A 17,090-nucleotide genomic window follows, 5' to 3' on the forward strand; every position below is an offset into this window, starting at 1 on the left:
GAACCCCGATGCCACTTCAATTCGTTCCTGTGACAAAAAAAGATTTTCCAACCATTCAATCCATCTATGCTGAAAACCCGCACTATGTTCAACTGGAAGGTCGATCACTTCCTTTATCAGAACACGAATTAGAAGAAGAATTTTTTAACTCCGATACGATTAGCCTCCTTTGTCTTGACGGTGAAGATGTACTGGCCCTCATTGATTATTTACCGGAACACCCAACCGATCACTCCACCTGGATCGGGTTGTTTTTAATGCCCGAACGGCTTCATCGCCAGGGCATCGGTTCGATGATTTTCCATCTTTTCCACGAACAGTATTTACATGATTGTCCTGTCATTCGACTAGCCTTCTTGACTGCGAATACGTCGGGGCGTCGTTTTTGGGAACATCTCGGTTTTTGCTTCGAACGGCAGGGCGTATCGAGTCATCATCAACCTGTCGAAGTTTTTATCAAAATGAAAACGTCAGATGATCGTATGTTAAAATAATGAGAAGCATCCTGTTTATCTCATTAGTAGAATTGGAGTTTTTTGCATGCAGAAATTTTCTATCCGTTTTGATGCCTTACTCGCCTTATTGATTGCCGGTCTTTTTTTCGTCATGACACTTTCCTTGACATTTTTAATCAGCAATCGCGCAACAGACCGTCTACAGGATGAAGTAGGAACGACGTTGTCCGCCACGGCCTATCAGTTATCCGATAAACTGGATCACTACATGTGGTCCCGTACTGCTGAAGTCAATGTCTTACGGACGTTGCCGACGATTCGTGACGGACAAAATCCGTCTGAAACACGAAATACGCTGGAACAGTTACAACAACAAATCCCTGACTTCTCATGGATTGGTGTGATGAATCCAAATGGTCAAGTCGTTGCTTCAACGGGAAAGATATTAGAAGGTCAATCGATCAAAGCCCGTCCTGTCTTTCAGGAAGCACAAAAAAAGCCGTTTATCGGAGATGTCCATGACGCTGTTTTACTGGCCAAGTTGCTCCCTAATCCGAGCGGCGAACCGTTGCAATTCGTTGATATCAGCACACCGTTGTTCACGAACGGAAAAATGAGTGGTGTCCTTGCCGCACATCTCAGCTTCGAGTGGGCCAAGGAAATCGAACAAAGTTTCCAAAGTTCTACGGCGCAGATTAAAGATGTCGAATTCTTCATCGTCAGTAAACAAAACCGGACTGTTCTCCTCGGTCCGAAGCAGTGGCGCGGGAAAAACTTACCGTCTTCCTGGTTAGCCGGAAATCAAAAAGGATACCGGATCTCCGACTGGGAAAACGACCAAGAATATTTAGCCGGTGTCGCTGGAAGTAAAGGATATAAAAATTACGACGGACTCGGCTGGACGGTTCTCGTTCGTCAACCGAGCCAAATTGCCTTTTCAGATGCAAGTACTTTGAGAAACTACATCCTGATTGCCGGATTGATTGCTTCTTTGCTGACGGCTATCATCGGTTGGTTCGTAGCCAGATTGTTGACTCGTCCCTTAAAAAAAATAACATTGGCAGCAGAAGCTATGCAGCACGATCAATCCAAATCGATTCCGGCACATACCGGCATTCGTGAGATTGAAGTACTGTCCGTCGCCTTACGCGAACTGACGACGAAATTAACTCATACCGAGCAAGAACGGACGACTTACGAGTCACTCGCTCTTCACGATGCTTTGACCGGTCTGCCGAACCGGAATGGTTTATCTGATTACTTAGATGGGCTGTCTCGTAAAACGCATGATCAGATTTACCTGTATCTTGATTTAGATGGCTTCAAAGCCGTCAATGACCAGTATGGTCATGCCATGGGTGATTTATTGTTAATCGAAGTTGCCGACCGTCTTCAAAAGTCCTTACGTTATGAAGGTCTTGCGGCACGACTTGGTGGCGATGAGTTTTTAATTATCCTCAACGAACCGATTTCGACGGAAGATATCGACCGGTACGGAAAAGATATCATCCACACGCTCTCTTACCCGTATCTTTTGAATCAACAAACTTTATTGATTGGAGCCAGTATTGGCGTCGCCATTCGTTCGGCAGAAGAATCCATCGAACAGGTCATTCACCGGGCAGATATTGCTTTGTACGATTCAAAACACCGGGGTAAAGGATGCTTGACCTTCCATCATTGAAGAGGCGTCATTGACAAGATCACCGCTTCTCCGTAATGTGAACGCATAGAAGAAGCAATCCCCAACTACTTACAACAAGGAGCTGACAACATGAATCAGTGGACACGCGAAGCACGCTATCGCCCGCTTTCCGATCTTGCACCGGAAGTGTATCAACTCATGAAAGAAGAAGTACGCAACTCACCTTGGCGGTTTTCTTTTCACATTCAACCCCCAACCGGCTTGTTGAACGATCCGAACGGATTTGTTTACCACAACGGCACGTATCATCTTTTTTACCAATGGTTCCCACTCGGCCCCGTCCACGGATTGAAATACTGGTACCACATGACTTCGAAGGATTTAGTGCACTGGTTCGATGAGGGGGCAGCCCTTATTCCAAACGACGATCCTGATTCACACGGGGCTTACTCCGGAAGTGGTTTCATCAAAAATGATCAGGTCCATATCATGTACACAGGAAACAAACGGGATGTAGATTGGAAACGACACACAAGTCAAATCGTCGGTCACCTTCGTTCGGACGGTCGGATTGACAAACATCTGCCTCCTGCCATTCCAACCGTTCCAACCGGTTATACCGAGCACTTCCGTGATCCTAAAGTGTTTCAGCATCACGATACATGGTACTGCATCATCGGGGCTCAACGCGACGATTTGACCGGCTGTACAGTGATGTATCAATCGCAAGATGCGGAAAACTGGACCTTAATGGGAGAACTCGTCACCCGTTACGATCAATTCGGCTACATGTGGGAATGTCCCGATTATTTTGAACTTGATGGAAAAGGGCTATTACTGTTCAGTCCGCAAGGGATTGCTCCCGAGGGAGATCGTTACCAAAACATCTTCCAATCCGGATACTTGATGGGACAACCCCTTGCACTTCCCGGGCTTGCTTTCCAACATGAAGATTTTGTTGAACTGGATTTCGGATTTGATTTTTACGCGCCCCAGACGACACTCGCAGCAGACGGACGCCGGATTCTTGTCGGTTGGATGGGATTACCTGACATCTCGTATCCAAGTGACCGTTATAACTGGGCGCACGGTTTGACGTTACCCCGAGAACTGACACTCGAAAATCAGCAGTTGCGTCAAAAACCCGTTCAGGAACTGACATCACTCCGTAAAGAAACGTTATACGAACAGGAACTGGAGTTGGTTGATCAATTCCTGCCTGCACAAGCAGAGATTTTCGAGCTCGAACTGTCCCAGTTGCAACTTTCCTCTGATCAATTGGAAGTGAAGCTCCGGGTCAGTGACCAGGAACAAACAGTTCTGCGGTACGATCAACAAACGAAACAATTCACAATTGATCGAGGACAATCAGGTGCAGAGGTGCCAGCCCTCGAATATGGTACGATTCGTTCTATCGTATTGACTGAACCATTGCATACGTTACGGGTCTTCGTCGATCGTTCGTCAATCGAAGTGTTTCTAAATGACGGAGAAGCTGTTGCTTCCGCTCGGATTTTCCCGAAGGCGACAAGTCAAGGTATCGTTTTGACAGGCGATGCGACGGCTCATTTGGCCATTTACGGCCTGTAAGCCATTAATTCTTTTTGATTCCCGCAAAAAAGCACATTCCTCACAGCTCAGCTGAGGAATGTGCTTTTTATTGAGGCGCTGTTTCTTTTTGAAGATCAAAGGCTAATATGTGTTGCTCGCCAATCGGACCCATGACAGATTGTAGCGTATCCACATAACCTGTTTTGAAGTACAAGGATTTTGCCGCGATATTCTTTTTATTGACCGCTAACGTAATCGCCGTTACTTCCGGAAAATGCTCATTCACGAATGCAGGTAATTGCATCATTGCTTCTTTGGCATAGCCTTGTTGCTGATGTCTTGCATCAATTGAAAAAGCCCGCAACAGGACACTGCGTTCATCTGTCCGGTGTGTTTTCGGTGGATTTAAATGTAGGATGAAAAATCCGACGACTTCCTTTTCTTTTTTAATGACGACAGGAAACTTATCTGGATTGTTTAACGCTTCCGATACGACCTCGGTCGGAAATGTCGTAAATTGGATTTGTTCTTCCGGAAGAATAAACGCATCACATTGTTCATAATGTTCGTTGGTATACATAAACAGCTTCACTTGAGACATACTTTTTCCGCCTTCCATTAGTCAAGGAGACACGACACTCCCCTTACATCTATTTCCATTTTACATGTTCTAGATGTTTTAGCCAATGCTTCAGGAACGTTCCTGTAAAAGATTTTATCTTTACTTATATTCCACTTCTTGTGTAGACTTAATCAATTGTCCGGCTGAAAATGCTAAACTAAGAAAAGAAAATTGAGTTTACAAAGGTAAGAGGTGAATAAACCGATGTCCCCAGACTTTTTTGAACGGATGGAGATGGAAACCGGGACCAAACTAAATGCTGTCCAGCGCCAAGCGATTGAACACGATCGAGGTCCGCTCCTATTACTCGCTTCCCCGGGTTCAGGAAAAACAACAACATTGAATTTTAAAATTGCCTATTTGATTCTCGAGAAAAAGGTGAATCCCCGATCCATTCTCGGATTAACTTTCAGTAAAGCTGCTGCTCATGAGATGGCAGAACGTTTTCACGATTGGTTTCATCATTTAATCGGGACAACGGCTTCCTTCTCGACGATTCACAGTTTTGCTTTTCAAGTCGTCCGTGATTATGCGGCAACACATCGGCTTCAGTATACGATTATCGAAGGAGCCATTGAAAAAACAGCAACACACCGTCCGGAACAGCCGTTGCATAAACGAATGATTCTTCGCCGGATTTTCCAAGAAATTAATCGGAGCGTCATTACGGAAGATCAGATGGATGAATTACTGCGAATGATTTCCTTCGTTAAAAATCGGTTATTGGCAACGAAAGATATTGAAACATTAAAAACGACCATTAAACATTTCCCGGAGATTTACTCCGCTTATGAACAATTCAAATTGCGGGATCCGCTCCACCCACTGATGGACTTTGATGACATGTTGACGTATGCCAATACGATCCTTTCAGAAGATGCGGCACTGCTTAGATCGTACCAACGGCGTTTTGAGTATATTTTAACGGACGAAAGTCAGGATACTTCTCTAGTCCAGCATCAACTTGTCGAAAAACTGGCGTTGCCTCACAATAACCTTTGTGTCGTCGCCGATGATGATCAAACGTTGTACAGCTGGCGTGGCGCGGATGTATCAAAAATTATCCACTTTAAGGATACGTATCCTGATGCGACCGTATTGTATATGGAACAAAACTATCGTTCCTCTAAAGAAATCGTCGAGACCGCCAATCGTTTCATTCAGCGTAATAAGGTCCGTTATCCTAAGAAGATGTATACGGAAAATCCGTCTTCACGTGCCATCACCGTGGAAACTTTGCCCGCTTACGAAGACCAAACGCGGTATGTCATTCGTCAATTACGTGAAGAAACGAATTTTAAAGAAGTGGCGATTTTATATCGCAACAACTCGTCCTCGATCAACATCATGAATGCCCTTGATTTAGCCGGAATCCCTTTTTATATTAAGGATGTTGACCACAAATTCTTTAGCCATTGGGTTTTAAAGGATGTCTTACATTTCATCGAACTGGCAAACGATCCTTCTGATGTTGATGTTTTGGCGCAAATTCATACGAAATTTGCAGGATACATCTCAAAAGTTCAATTACAGCGTCTTTATGAAGTGCGGAACGGAGAAAACGTGTTTGACTTGTTGATTCAACATGTCGAGATGAAGTTTTATCAAAAAAAACAACTGAAAACCATTAAATCCGTTTTTACCGCCATACAAACTGCCCGTCCTGCTGCTGCTTTGGCACTGATTCGCAATGAACTGGGTTATGAAAAAAATCTGAAAAAAATGAGTGACAGTCTTGGATTCAGCATTGATTTTTTACTGGAAATGCTCAATACGATTGAAAATGTCGCAAGTGATCTTCCAACCTCTCTTGCCTTTAAAGAACGGATTTTGCACCTCGAACAATTAATGCGTCAAGCGAAGTCCAATAAACATCAAAATGCCGTCACCTTATCCACTTTTCACAGTGCCAAGGGACTCGAATTCGATCGTGTCTTCATGATTGATTTAATCAACGGTGTCCTTCCGTCTTCAGATAACATCAAATCTTACAAAGACGGACAACTTGAAGAAATGGAAGAAGCGGTCCGCCTGTTTTATGTCGGTATGACACGAGCACGGCACGATCTTCATCTGTTGTCTTACCGGTATAAGTCAAAGCCGGTCGAAGAATCCTTATTCATCGCCAATATCCGACAGATTCTCCATCCGGAGCAAAAGGCACGAAAAGAAGCCCGCTATGCTCCAAGTTTGAACGACAAACCAGCAGGACCGCTTCTTGCCGTCGAGAAGAACATGCGAATTCGTCATAAATCCTTCGGCGAGGGAACGATTGTTCATTTGATGGACGACGTTCTCGAGATTCAGTTTGATAAGGGCATCGATAAACAACTGTCCCTGCAAGTCTGTTCCGAAAATCATCTGTTAACGATTCTTTAAAAAAAGACTCATTTTCCACTGGAACTCGTCCGGTGAAAAATGAGTCTTTTGTTGATCATGTCATGCGTTCATCATTTTGACGGACCAGTGCATCACGGATTTCCGTAAGCAGTTTTTCTTCCGTCGTCGGAGCTGCGACTTCTTCCGTCGTCTCCTCTTTTCGACGAAAAGCATTGATGCCTTTCACAAACAAAAACAAGGCAAATGCAATCAAGATGAACTCGATGCTCGCTTGCAGGAACTGACCGTATAACAAATTGGCATTCCCGACCTCGACGGACAACCCTTTGACATCAATTCCACCGATTATGATACCGATCAATGGCATGAAGATGCTGTCGACTAACGACTTGATGATGCCACTGAAGGCAGCCCCCAGGATAACCCCTACCGCCAAATCAATCACATTCCCGCGAAATGCAAACTCCTTAAACGCTTTGAACAATGCCAGTTACCCCTCTCTTGTTACGTCCATGCCCGATCGGCCAATTGACGAATCGCATATCCGACCCCATTTTCGTCGTTGGTTTTCGTCACTTGATGCGCAATCGCTTTTGCATCGTCATGTCCATTTCCCATCGCAATCGCCATTCCAGCGACTTTAAACATCGGAACATCGTTCAAGTTGTCTCCGATGACGGCGACTTCTTCAATCGCCACCCCAAGGTGCTTCGCCAGTGTTTTGACGGCTGTTCCTTTGTCTGCTCCAAGCGCCATGACTTCGATGTTGTCATGACCGGATGACGTCACATAAATCCCGTCCACTTTTTGTTCGATTTCTTCCCAAATCTTCTTCATCAACTCTTGATCGAATGAGAAAGAAATGAATTTAAAGACTTGTCCCGCCTGGTTCCGAATGAATGAGCGGAAACCATCAATCATCTTGACATCTTCATTGACGTAATAACGATTGTGGAAGAAGTCGAGCACATCCTTCGCCCGATCACTTTCCTGACTCATTTCCTTGAGCGAGTCATAGGCGGCATCAATCGTTGATCCTTGTGCCGTGACGAGACCTTGGTCACAAAACATCTCAAAAAATACTTCGTACTGGCTGATGATGCCATAAATCTGCTGGGCTTGCTCAGATGTCAACGTCGTCGCACTTAACTCTTCCCCGTCGACGGTCAAAACGCGTGCACCGTTCGAAGCGATGATGGGACACGTGATTCCTGCCTGATCCGTCAATTCTTTTGCATTTAAGTAATTTCGTCCTGTTGCAATCGCAAAATCAATGCCCTGTTCTTTTGCCGCTTCAATCGCCGCAATCGTTTCCGGTTCTATTTTCTGTTTGCTGGATAATACGGTACCATCCATGTCTGAGATCAATAATTTGATTGCTTTTGCCAAAACGTTCACTCTCCTTTGTCTTTTTCAGTTCCACTATACCATTTCTCTTCTCAGTTTCCTGTTCTCATCCTTGTTCCTTTACCAAATCCTCCTTCTTCCTTTACAAAATCGGAGACAAGAGTCTTGAAATGCTCTCTTTGAATTTAATCATCCGGGAGCGCTCTGCATATTTTTCCGCCGTCAACCGCTCACACACCAGACAATCTTCTTCAAACAGTTGCGCTAATTCAGATGCGACACGTCGATCGTAAACAACCGAATTCATTTCAAAATTTAATCTGAAGCTGCGGGCATCGATATTGGTCGTTCCGACTGAAGCGATTTCCTGATCGACGACAATCGTTTTTGCATGTAGAAATCCAGGTTCATAAGTGTAAATTTTTGCCCCGTAATCAATCAGTTCCCCGGCTGCCGCTGTCGTCGCCCAGTAGACAAATGGATGGTCCGGTTTGTTCGGAATCATGATTCTGATCTCGACCCCAGACAGTAATGCCATCTTGCAAGCGTCCATGTAACTGGTATCCGGAATGAAATAAGGTGACTGAATATAAATCGATTGTTTGGCGGATGAGATCATCTTAATCAACAGATTTTTGAGATGTTCCGTTTTTGAATCCGGACCTGAGGTAACAATCTGCATCGGCAACTCCTGTTCAATCGAGTGGGCACCATAATAAAAAGTATTTTTTGCCGTATAGCTGTCACTCGCCTGATTCCAATCTAAGATAAACCGGTCCAGTTGATCATGGACGACCTCTCCTTCTAACCGAAAATGCGTGTCGCGCCAATAACCAAATTTTTCGTCGATTCCTAAATACTCTGTCCCGACGTTAAAGCCGCCGATATAACCGATCTTGCCGTCGACGATACACGATTTCCGATGATTCCGGTTATTGAGACGAAAGTTAATCAAACCGATCGTCGGTGGGAAGAAGGCGAACACTTCCCCGTCATGTTTCATCAATTCCTTAAAGTCGGACCGTTTCAAATCACGGGATCCGACCGCATCATAGAGCAACCGGACTTTGATTCCTTGTTTCGCTTTATTTGTTAAAGCGGCAATTAACGCTTGTCCCAGCGAATCTTTTTGAATAATGTAGTACTGGATGTTAATTTCGTGTTCCGCATTTACGATGTCGGTCATCATCCGATTAAATTTTTGTTCGCCGTCCGATAAAATGACGACCTCATTTTGAAAACTGAGCAACGCATCGTTCGACACTAAATTCATCCGGATCAGTTGGTCATACCGGACAATAGCAGGATGACGCTGTTGTGTCTCGAATTTATCCAATTCGGTTAATTGAAGCGTCACGCGCCGTGATTGTTCTTGTTGTTCCGTTTCTTCGACGTGATAAAAATTTGTTTTTTTCAAGAGACGTCCAAAAAATAAATAAATCAGAAACCCGATTAACGGAACAAAATACAAAATCAGAACCCATGCCCACGTTGCGCCAATGTCTCGTCGTTCCAAAAAAATGACCGTGACGACCGCCAATAAATTCATGATAATCAAGCCGTAAGCCAATATGACGAGCATCGTACTCAGGATTTCAGGCACTGGATTCTCCTCCTCCGTTTTCCCTATCGTTTCTCAATGTATAAGGTATTCCTTATTTTCAGGACAAATAAAACAAAAAAGTGCAGGAAACTCCTAAAAAAGATGGAGTTTCCTGCACTGGAGAAGCTTTTATGATTCATTGAAGGATTCATCCGCGTGGGATTGTTCCAATTCAATCGATTCAATCATTGTTTTTGCACTGGCTACACAATCCGGTAATCCGACCCCGTCATAGGCAAGGCCTGCGAGATAGATACCCGGATACTGTGTCAACACTTCTTCCCGGACACGCTGAATCCGGTCAGCATGACCGACCGTATACGCAGGAAGACCATCCATCAAACGGCTGATGATAACCTGCTTCGGTTCTAACGCCCGTCCACAAATCTTCTCTAAGTCCTGCAACACGGCCTGTTGCAATACCTCATCTGATTCATAAACCAGATGATCATTGCCCGGTCGACCGACGAATGCACGCAGGACCGTATGATCCGGAGCCGAATGATTCCATTTTTGATCAATCGCTGTACATGCGGTGATCGAGTACGGTGCCCGTCGGTTGACGACAAAGCCTGTTCCTTCAATCGGTAACGACTCTTGTTGATCAAAAATCATCGTAATCGTCGCCGTTGAATGCGTCGTCAACTGTTCAAGCTCCGGCAAGTGAGCATCCGGCAACAACTGGACGACTTGAGAATGCGGAATCGTCAAGAGCACATAATCCGCGTACTCCGGACCATGGTCCGTTTTCAACCGGTATCGTCCGTCTTCACGTGAAATCTCAAGTAACGGCGTTTCAAGACGGACTTCCGAACGTTCGAGCATCTCTTCCAATCGTTCAATCAATGATTCAAGTCCTGTTTCGAGCGATAAAAACTGTCCGGTCGCTTTGATCGTTGTTTGCGGACCTTGCGGCATTTGATCGAGCGGACGCATTAAACGCATCCCTTCAAACAATGAACCGGCTTTTTGTTCATTCGCGACGAACTGCGGATACGTCGCAAACGTACTCATCTGATCGATGTTACCGGCATAGATACCGGACAGCAACGGTTCAATCAATTTTTCTACTAATGCATCCCCGAGTCGCGGACGTAAATACTCTCCAAGCGGAATGTCCTGTTCCGGAATCCTTAACTCATCAGACGGATGCAACAACAAGTCAGCGACTTCCTGTTTTTCCTGTTCTGTCAGTAACGTCGTTTCCCGGAACAATTCAAGATCCGTCGGAATCCCCATGACAGCACCTTTTGGAATCGGGTGAAGGCCACCCGTATCCAAAATAAATGCTTGGGACGTGTTATTTCGGACCAGTTTTTCACCCAGTCCGATTGCTTCAATCAAATCCGTCAAGATGTGTTTTCGGGCGACGTAAGAATCCGGTCCACGTTCAATCGTAAAACCATCTTCTCGATACGTCGCGACCTTCCCACCAAGACGTTCTCCAGCTTCAAGCAATGTGATGTTCAAATCGGGAAAAGTACGTTCTGCGTAATAGGCAGCGGCAAGACCAGTAATACCACCGCCGACGATGACGAGACGTTTACTTGACATAACTGCCGACCTGTTTCGAAACAGCCTCGGTGACTGCTTTCATGAAGGCAGGATCTGCGTTCGGCATGACCGGACGCGCGTAATGAATGCCCAGTTCGTCACAGACGACTTTACACTCGTAATCATTATCAAATAGGACTTCCAAGTGATCGGCGACGAATCCGACAGGAACGTAGACGAATGCTTCGTATCCTTCCGCCTCATAGACGTCACGCGTCAAATCTTGCACATCTGGTCCGAGCCAAGGTTCTGGCGTTTGTCCGGCTGACTGCCAGCCTGTAATCATATGTTTAACCCCGGCACGTGCCGCAATCAAGTCTGCAGTTTCTTTTAATTGTTCCGGGTACGGATCACCATTCGCGATGATTTTTTCCGGTAAACTGTGTGCTGATACGACCAAGACCGCTTTTTCTTCTGGTACCGGTAATGCATCAAACGTTTTCCGGATTTCTTTGCCCCACCAGTCGATGAACGCTTCTTCTTTGTACCATGACTCAACAGAAGCCAAATGAATGCCGTGTTTATCTGCCACTTCTTTCGCCCGACCGTTGTATGAACGAATACTGAACGTCGAATAGTGCGGTGCGAGTACAACCGTGACTGCTTCTGTGATACCGTCTTTTGCCATTTGCTCCACAGCATCTTCGACGAATGGTTCAATATGCTTCAGACCCAAATACAGTTTGAATTCAATTTCGCCCGCATATTTTTCCGACAATTGGCGGTGTAATTCTTCCGCTTGATCAATCGTGACTTGCGCCAGTGGTGAAACACCACCGATTGCTTCATACCGTTCTGTCAGTTCAGCCAATGCTTCTGGAGACGGTTTGCGTCCACGACGGATGTGTGTGTAATAGCGTTCGATGTCTTCCGGTTTATACGGCGTACCATACGCCATGACGAGTAATCCTAATGTTTTCATTTCGCTACCTCCATTTTTTCTTTCGAGTAATCATGGATATATGCAGTGAGACGTTTTAAGACTTCCGGATCCACTTCCGGGAAAATACCATGTCCCAAGTTAAAGATGAAACCGGGACGCTTCATTCCCATATCAAGGATTTCTTTTGTTTTTGCTTCGAGAATCTCCCATGGGGCAAGCAGGTAAGATGGATCAAGATTTCCCTGTAAGGTTTTCGTCAGTCCGCGTTCACGTGCTGCATCTACCGACAGCCGCCAGTCGAGTCCGACGACATCAAGCGGCAAATCATGCCATTCTTCCGCCAAGTGACTTGCTCCGACACCAAACATGATCATCGGAACGCCTGTTTCTTTCAATTCCGTGAAAATACGCTCCATTGTCGGTTTGATATACAGAACATAATCATTCCGGCTCGTCGTACCAACCCACGAATCGAAGATTTGGAATGCCTGGATGCCGGCATCGACTTGTGCTTTGATATAATCAATGACCATATCTCCGAGTTTCTCCATTAAAGCATGCCATACATCAGGATGACCATACATCAATGCTTTCGTTTTGTGGTAGCCTTTTGACGGACCGCCCTCGATCATGTAACTGGCTAGCGTAAATGGTGCTCCTGAAAAGCCGATTAACGGAACTTCGAGACGTTCACGCAACAGTTTAATCGTCTCGAAAATGTAGGGAATATCTTCTTTTTTGAACGGTTGGAGCGCTTGAACATCGTCCATTGTCCGAATCGGATTTGCGATAACAGGACCAATGCCGCTTTTAATCTCGACGTCGACACCCATCGAAGGCAATGGCGTCATAATATCTTTATAGAGAATGGCTGCGTCGACTCCCAACTGCTTGACTGGTAGTTCTGTGACATAGGCGCACAACTCAGGGTCATGGGTAATCTCAAACAATGTCCGTGTCTTTTTAATTTCACGATACTCTGCTTGATACCGACCTGCTTGCCGCATATACCAGACCGGTACATGGCTTACTTCTTCGCCACGAATGGCCCGCAAAAATGTATCATTAAAGTTTTTCATCATAACTACCCCTTTATACTCGTTCTAACGCCCCAAAATAACGCACGATAAGTTTGTGAACACAGAAACATTATATCTGAAATTCAGAACGGTGTGCCAATAAATCGTTTACAAAATTACAGTTCTGTTACCCGTTCATCAAATGTTCACCGTTTCTTATACAGACCAAACGCAGCATTCAACTGTCCGCGAATTAAATCCGAACGTTGTTGTTCCGTTACTTTCCGTTCCTTTTCACGGATTTCATGTGTCCGCCACCCATCTTCGATCTTTTCCGCGACTTCTACCAATCGTTCGATGTCTGTAAACGAGTATTTTCTTGTTTTTCCGTTCGTCCGTTCCGGAAAAATCAATTTCCGTTCTTCATAGTAACGAATTTGACGTTCCGATAAACCGGTCAATTCGCAGACAATCCCAATCGTCATCACCTTCTTCTCCCGGTAGTTCATCTTCGTCACTCCTTTCCTTCAAAATACCATGTCAGATTTTCTGACACAAGTCGTTTCTTGGAAAGGATTTCCGTCTAAAGTAAACACATACTTTAAATTGATAAAGGAGGAACGACGATGAACTTAGAAGAAATGTTAGTCTCAGTCGATACGTTTTATGTCTTATTCGCTACCTTACTCGTCTTTACGATGCAGATTGGATTTTTACTACTCGAAACAGGAATGTTACGGGCTAAAAATGCCGGGCACGTTGCAGTTAAACAATTAATCAGCTTCTCCGTTGCTGCCCTTGCCTTTTGGGCAATTGGCTTCGGACTGACGTTCGGGGATGGACCCGGCTTGATTGGAACAGAAGGATTTTTTCTTCAAGGAGGGTTTTCTAGTCTTGACTGGTCAAATGTAACAATCGATGTCAAGTTCCTCTTCCAACTGTCATTTGTCGCCGTATCCCTCGCCATCGCCTGGGGTGGTTTTGCGGAACGAGCAAAACTCTCTGTTTACTTGTTGTTCGGGACATTCTTCGTAGCCATCATCTATCCGATTATCGCCCGTTCAGTCTGGGCAGGCGGTTTTCTTGGTTCACTCGGGATGCAGGATTTTGCCGGTTCGACCGTCGTCCATTTACAAGGTGGAATCGCCGCTCTCGTCGCCGCTCTGATTTTGAAAAAACGGATTGGTGCGGAAAAAACACCGTTACTTGGTCATAATGTCATCTACTCCGTCGTCGGTGCTTTCATTCTGTGGTTATGTTGGTTTGGGTTCAATGCCGGCTCGACATTAACGATTACTGACGGGTTCTTCAGTTATGTTGCCTTGACGACATTACTTGCAACAGCCGCTGGTGCCCTCGGAGCACTCGCCATTTCTTTTTGGCACCGTCGGGTTGCAGATATCCCGTCGATCATCAACGGCGTCTTAGCCGCCCTCGTCGCCATCACAGCCGCTTGTGCCTTCGTCGAACCGTGGGGAGCTGCTGTCATTGGTTTCCTGGCCGGTGTCATCACGTATGGAACAAGTATCCTGCTTGCCCGTCGTGTCGATGATCCATTGTGTGCTTTCTCTGTTCATGGTATTGCCGGGATTTGGGGTACACTTGCTACCGGATTCTTCGCTTCACCGAGACTGGTTGAAATCACTGGAATCGGAAAAGCTGGACTGTTTTACGGCGGTGGTTTTACACAACTTGGGGTTCAGGCTCTTGGTGTCGTCTTCGCAGTCGTCGTCGTCAGTGTTTTAAGTTACGCTTTCCTCAAGTTACTCGACGTAACGATCGGTCTCCGGATTACACGGGAAGATGAACTGCGTGGACTGGATGTCGCCGAGCACGGACAAGCGTCTTACGACCTCCCTGCGCCGGTCAGCAAAGAGTTGCATCCTGATTATCAACAGGAAGAGTCGACTGAAAAAGTCAACTGAACAGTATCGTCAAATACCCCTTTGCCATCTGTGGCAAAGGGGTATTTTGCGTTTGATTCTACGGTTACTTTTTCCTAGCGTAATATTCAGCGACAACGAGTGCCAAAACAGCTCCTGCGACCACAGTCAGAAAACCGCTGATCAGATATCCGGCAGCCGTTAAAACCAACACTTGTAAAAATGAAGTGATTCGAAGCACTTTTCGTTTTGAAGCCGTCGCATTTCCAAACGGGAGCAAGCGGGTCAACAAATGTGAATCGATTGCCCGTGTGAATGGAGCCAATTGAAAGCTCGTTAGTCCGCTAAATGCTGGTACAGCAAGGACCACCAACCACTCATTGTCTTTCCCGAGCCACATGAACACGGCTCCGATCAGCGTCAGACGAACAATCAAACCAATCCCATCCGTACTTCGAATGAATTGTTTCATGTACAGATAATCAAACGTCCGGTTTCGGTCAAATCCGATCTTTTCCACCAAAACACTTAAGAGACGTCGGCGTTTATACGTCGTCGATAATCGCGGTACATCGACAAACCAGTTCGCGATTCGGTAAAAGCGGTCACGTGATTCCTGTTCCAGCGCGATCCAGTCCATCAACGGCAACTGGTCTTGTTTTTTCAAATGAAGCGTCAGCAACAATAAACTCGTGACCACAATGCTGAACGCTCCCATGTCGAGCATGACAAGAATCCCGGCACCGGTTGCGTATAAGAGGACAATCCGATGACCGACCCCTTCGAGTTTCGATAAGTTAGCCGCGGCACCGATCATGCTCAAGGCTGCAAACAGAATAAACAATCCGATTGGTGAGGTCTCTTCTGTCCGAACATATAATACAGCGACAGCGAGAAACGGGATGACGGCACGAATCATGCCATAAAAAGCATTGTAGAGTCGAATCCGCTTCATGTAACCTGCAAGGTTTGGCAGACTCGGAAGCAAAAAGACTTGGTCCGCTTCAGTTAAAAAGGTTCGTGTTGATCGATAAAAGGCCAACAGAATGAACAGGCTGCCCATGACCAGGTTCCCGGGGAACGACGGGTCCAGTTGATCTAAAAATCGACCGTACACCACAAGACCATACAAGACAACAAAATAGACGGTAAACAGCAAACCGCCGTTCGCCATGTACCTGGTATACTTCGTCATTTCCGCCATAGCGGCCTGGTACCGTGTGCGCCATAAAGCGGAACTTGTCATCGTTCTGCCTCCTCGATGGCCGCGACATAGATATCATCAAGGGAACCGTCCTTCAAGTCATAGCGATTTCGAAGTTCCCCCGTCGTTCCTTCTGCAGCGATTCGTCCTTCATGCAATAAGATGAAACGATTACAATGACGTTCTGCCGTCTCTAAAATATGTGTCGACATCAGGATTCCTTTACCGTCCGCTTTTAATTCACTGAAAATCGTCAACAGTTCCCGAATAGCAAGCGGATCGAGTCCGACGAACGGTTCATCGACAATCAACAACTCGCTTCCTGTCACCAAAGCACAGAGAATCATCGCTTTTTGTTTCATCCCTTTGGAAAAAACACTCGGAAACCATTCCAGCTGTTTTGTCATTCGAAGCCTGACTGCGTAATGATTGATTCGTTCCTGAGCCTGCTTTTCCTCGACTGCATACCCTTGCGCCATCAAACGCAAATGTTCACGTAAAGTCAATTGTTCATATAACATCGGTTGCTCTGGAATGTAGGCGACTTGTTTTCGGTATGTCTGTTCATCCTGTTCTAAACTGACCCCGTTGATTAAAATTTCACCTGACTTGACCGGTAACAAACCGAGTATATGTTTAATCGTCGTCGATTTCCCGGCACCGTTTAAACCAATTAATCCAACAAGTTCCCCTTGGTTTACCGATATATTAATGTCGTGGAGGACTTTTTTGGCTCCATATCCTCCTGATAAATCATTTATTTTTAATAACACACTCATCGACTCCCTTCATTAACCATCCTAGACAATTCATTCTGACTTTTCTAGTTTGAGTCATTTTTTTATTAAGAAAAGGTTTGAATACATCTTTTTACGGTAATTACTCTAAGTGTAATCGTTACATCAATATATGAAAACGACTTACAAAAATTGAAAGTAGCATTTTAAATACGAGTTTCACTAAGAGGTAACTGGTATAATCGTC

At 45.4% G+C, this 17,090-nt stretch carries 15 protein-coding genes; 5 read left to right on the plus strand and 10 right to left on the minus strand.

What is annotated here, in order from left to right; genetic code table 11:
• Positions 1–8: 8 nt before the first annotated feature.
• From MUN34_RS10680 to MUN34_RS10690, 3 genes are all read left to right on the plus strand, one after another.
• Positions 9–494, plus strand: a complete 486-nt coding sequence (locus MUN34_RS10680; RefSeq protein ID WP_247857762.1) for a GNAT family N-acetyltransferase — start codon at positions 9–11, stop codon at positions 492–494.
• A gap of 46 nt (positions 495–540) precedes the next feature.
• On the plus strand, positions 541–2,139 hold the full coding sequence (locus MUN34_RS10685; protein ID WP_247857763.1) for a sensor domain-containing diguanylate cyclase: 1,599 nt from the start codon (positions 541–543) through the stop codon (positions 2,137–2,139).
• A gap of 90 nt (positions 2,140–2,229) precedes the next feature.
• Positions 2,230–3,690 carry a glycoside hydrolase family 32 protein gene (locus MUN34_RS10690; RefSeq protein ID WP_247857764.1) on the plus strand — a complete coding sequence of 487 codons (1,461 nt, stop codon included), beginning with the start codon at positions 2,230–2,232 and terminating at the stop codon, positions 3,688–3,690.
• A 67-nt stretch (positions 3,691–3,757) separates the two neighbouring features.
• Here the strand turns inward: MUN34_RS10690 and MUN34_RS10695 are convergent, their stop codons facing one another.
• Positions 3,758–4,252 carry a GNAT family N-acetyltransferase gene (locus MUN34_RS10695; RefSeq protein ID WP_114596582.1) on the minus strand — a complete coding sequence of 165 codons (495 nt, stop codon included), beginning with the start codon at positions 4,250–4,252 and terminating at the stop codon, positions 3,758–3,760.
• Positions 4,253–4,477: 225 nt separating this feature from the next.
• Between MUN34_RS10695 and MUN34_RS10700 the strand changes: the two genes are divergently transcribed.
• Positions 4,478–6,652: an ATP-dependent helicase gene (locus MUN34_RS10700; protein ID WP_247857765.1), complete on the plus strand. Its 2,175-nt coding sequence runs from the start codon at positions 4,478–4,480 to the stop codon at positions 6,650–6,652.
• Between the two features lie 55 nt (positions 6,653–6,707).
• Here MUN34_RS10700 and mscL read toward each other — a convergent pair whose 3' ends face one another.
• The 7 genes from mscL to MUN34_RS10735 all read right to left on the minus strand — a co-directional run bounded on the left by mscL (position 6,708) and on the right by MUN34_RS10735 (position 13,528).
• Complete coding sequence (gene mscL, locus MUN34_RS10705) at positions 6,708–7,097, minus strand: large-conductance mechanosensitive channel protein MscL (RefSeq protein ID WP_114596495.1); 390 nt, start codon at positions 7,095–7,097, stop codon at positions 6,708–6,710.
• A gap of 20 nt (positions 7,098–7,117) precedes the next feature.
• Entirely contained in the window at positions 7,118–8,011 is an 894-nt protein-coding gene (locus tag MUN34_RS10710) for a Cof-type HAD-IIB family hydrolase (protein ID WP_427374201.1), read from the minus strand.
• Positions 8,012–8,102: 91 nt separating this feature from the next.
• Positions 8,103–9,563, minus strand: coding sequence for a cardiolipin synthase (gene cls / locus MUN34_RS10715; RefSeq protein ID WP_247857767.1), 1,461 nt, complete (start codon positions 9,561–9,563; stop codon positions 8,103–8,105).
• Positions 9,564–9,692: 129 nt separating this feature from the next.
• Positions 9,693–11,117, minus strand: a complete 1,425-nt coding sequence (hemG, locus tag MUN34_RS10720; RefSeq protein ID WP_247857768.1) for a protoporphyrinogen oxidase — start codon at positions 11,115–11,117, stop codon at positions 9,693–9,695.
• Positions 11,107–12,039 carry a ferrochelatase gene (gene hemH, locus MUN34_RS10725; RefSeq protein WP_026829087.1) on the minus strand — a complete coding sequence of 311 codons (933 nt, stop codon included), beginning with the start codon at positions 12,037–12,039 and terminating at the stop codon, positions 11,107–11,109. Before hemH ends, hemG begins: the two co-directional genes overlap by 11 nt.
• Positions 12,036–13,082, minus strand: a complete 1,047-nt coding sequence (gene hemE, locus MUN34_RS10730; protein ID WP_026829088.1) for a uroporphyrinogen decarboxylase — start codon at positions 13,080–13,082, stop codon at positions 12,036–12,038. Before hemE ends, hemH begins: the two co-directional genes overlap by 4 nt.
• 143 nt (positions 13,083–13,225) lie before the next feature.
• Positions 13,226–13,528 (minus strand): MerR family transcriptional regulator, encoded by a 303-nt coding sequence (locus MUN34_RS10735; protein WP_012369603.1) that lies wholly within the window; start codon positions 13,526–13,528, stop codon positions 13,226–13,228.
• Positions 13,529–13,645: 117 nt separating this feature from the next.
• Between MUN34_RS10735 and MUN34_RS10740 the strand changes: the two genes are divergently transcribed.
• Positions 13,646–14,944, plus strand: a complete 1,299-nt coding sequence (locus tag MUN34_RS10740) for an ammonium transporter (RefSeq protein WP_247857769.1) — start codon at positions 13,646–13,648, stop codon at positions 14,942–14,944.
• Positions 14,945–15,008: 64 nt separating this feature from the next.
• On the opposite strand, the gene MUN34_RS10745 is transcribed toward MUN34_RS10740, so the two are convergent.
• Together MUN34_RS10745 and MUN34_RS10750 are read right to left on the minus strand one after the other, a co-directional pair.
• Complete coding sequence (locus MUN34_RS10745; protein ID WP_247857770.1) at positions 15,009–16,148, minus strand: ABC transporter permease; 1,140 nt, start codon at positions 16,146–16,148, stop codon at positions 15,009–15,011.
• Entirely contained in the window at positions 16,145–16,885 is a 741-nt protein-coding gene (locus tag MUN34_RS10750) for an ABC transporter ATP-binding protein (protein WP_247857771.1), read from the minus strand. The genes MUN34_RS10745 and MUN34_RS10750 overlap by 4 nt, the downstream gene beginning before the upstream one ends.
• Between the last annotated feature and the right edge of the window lie 205 nt (positions 16,886–17,090).

The sequence above is a fragment of the Exiguobacterium sp. 17-1 genome (assembly GCF_023096305.1).
Lineage (GTDB): Bacteria > Bacillota > Bacilli > Exiguobacteriales > Exiguobacteriaceae > Exiguobacterium_A > Exiguobacterium_A sibiricum_A.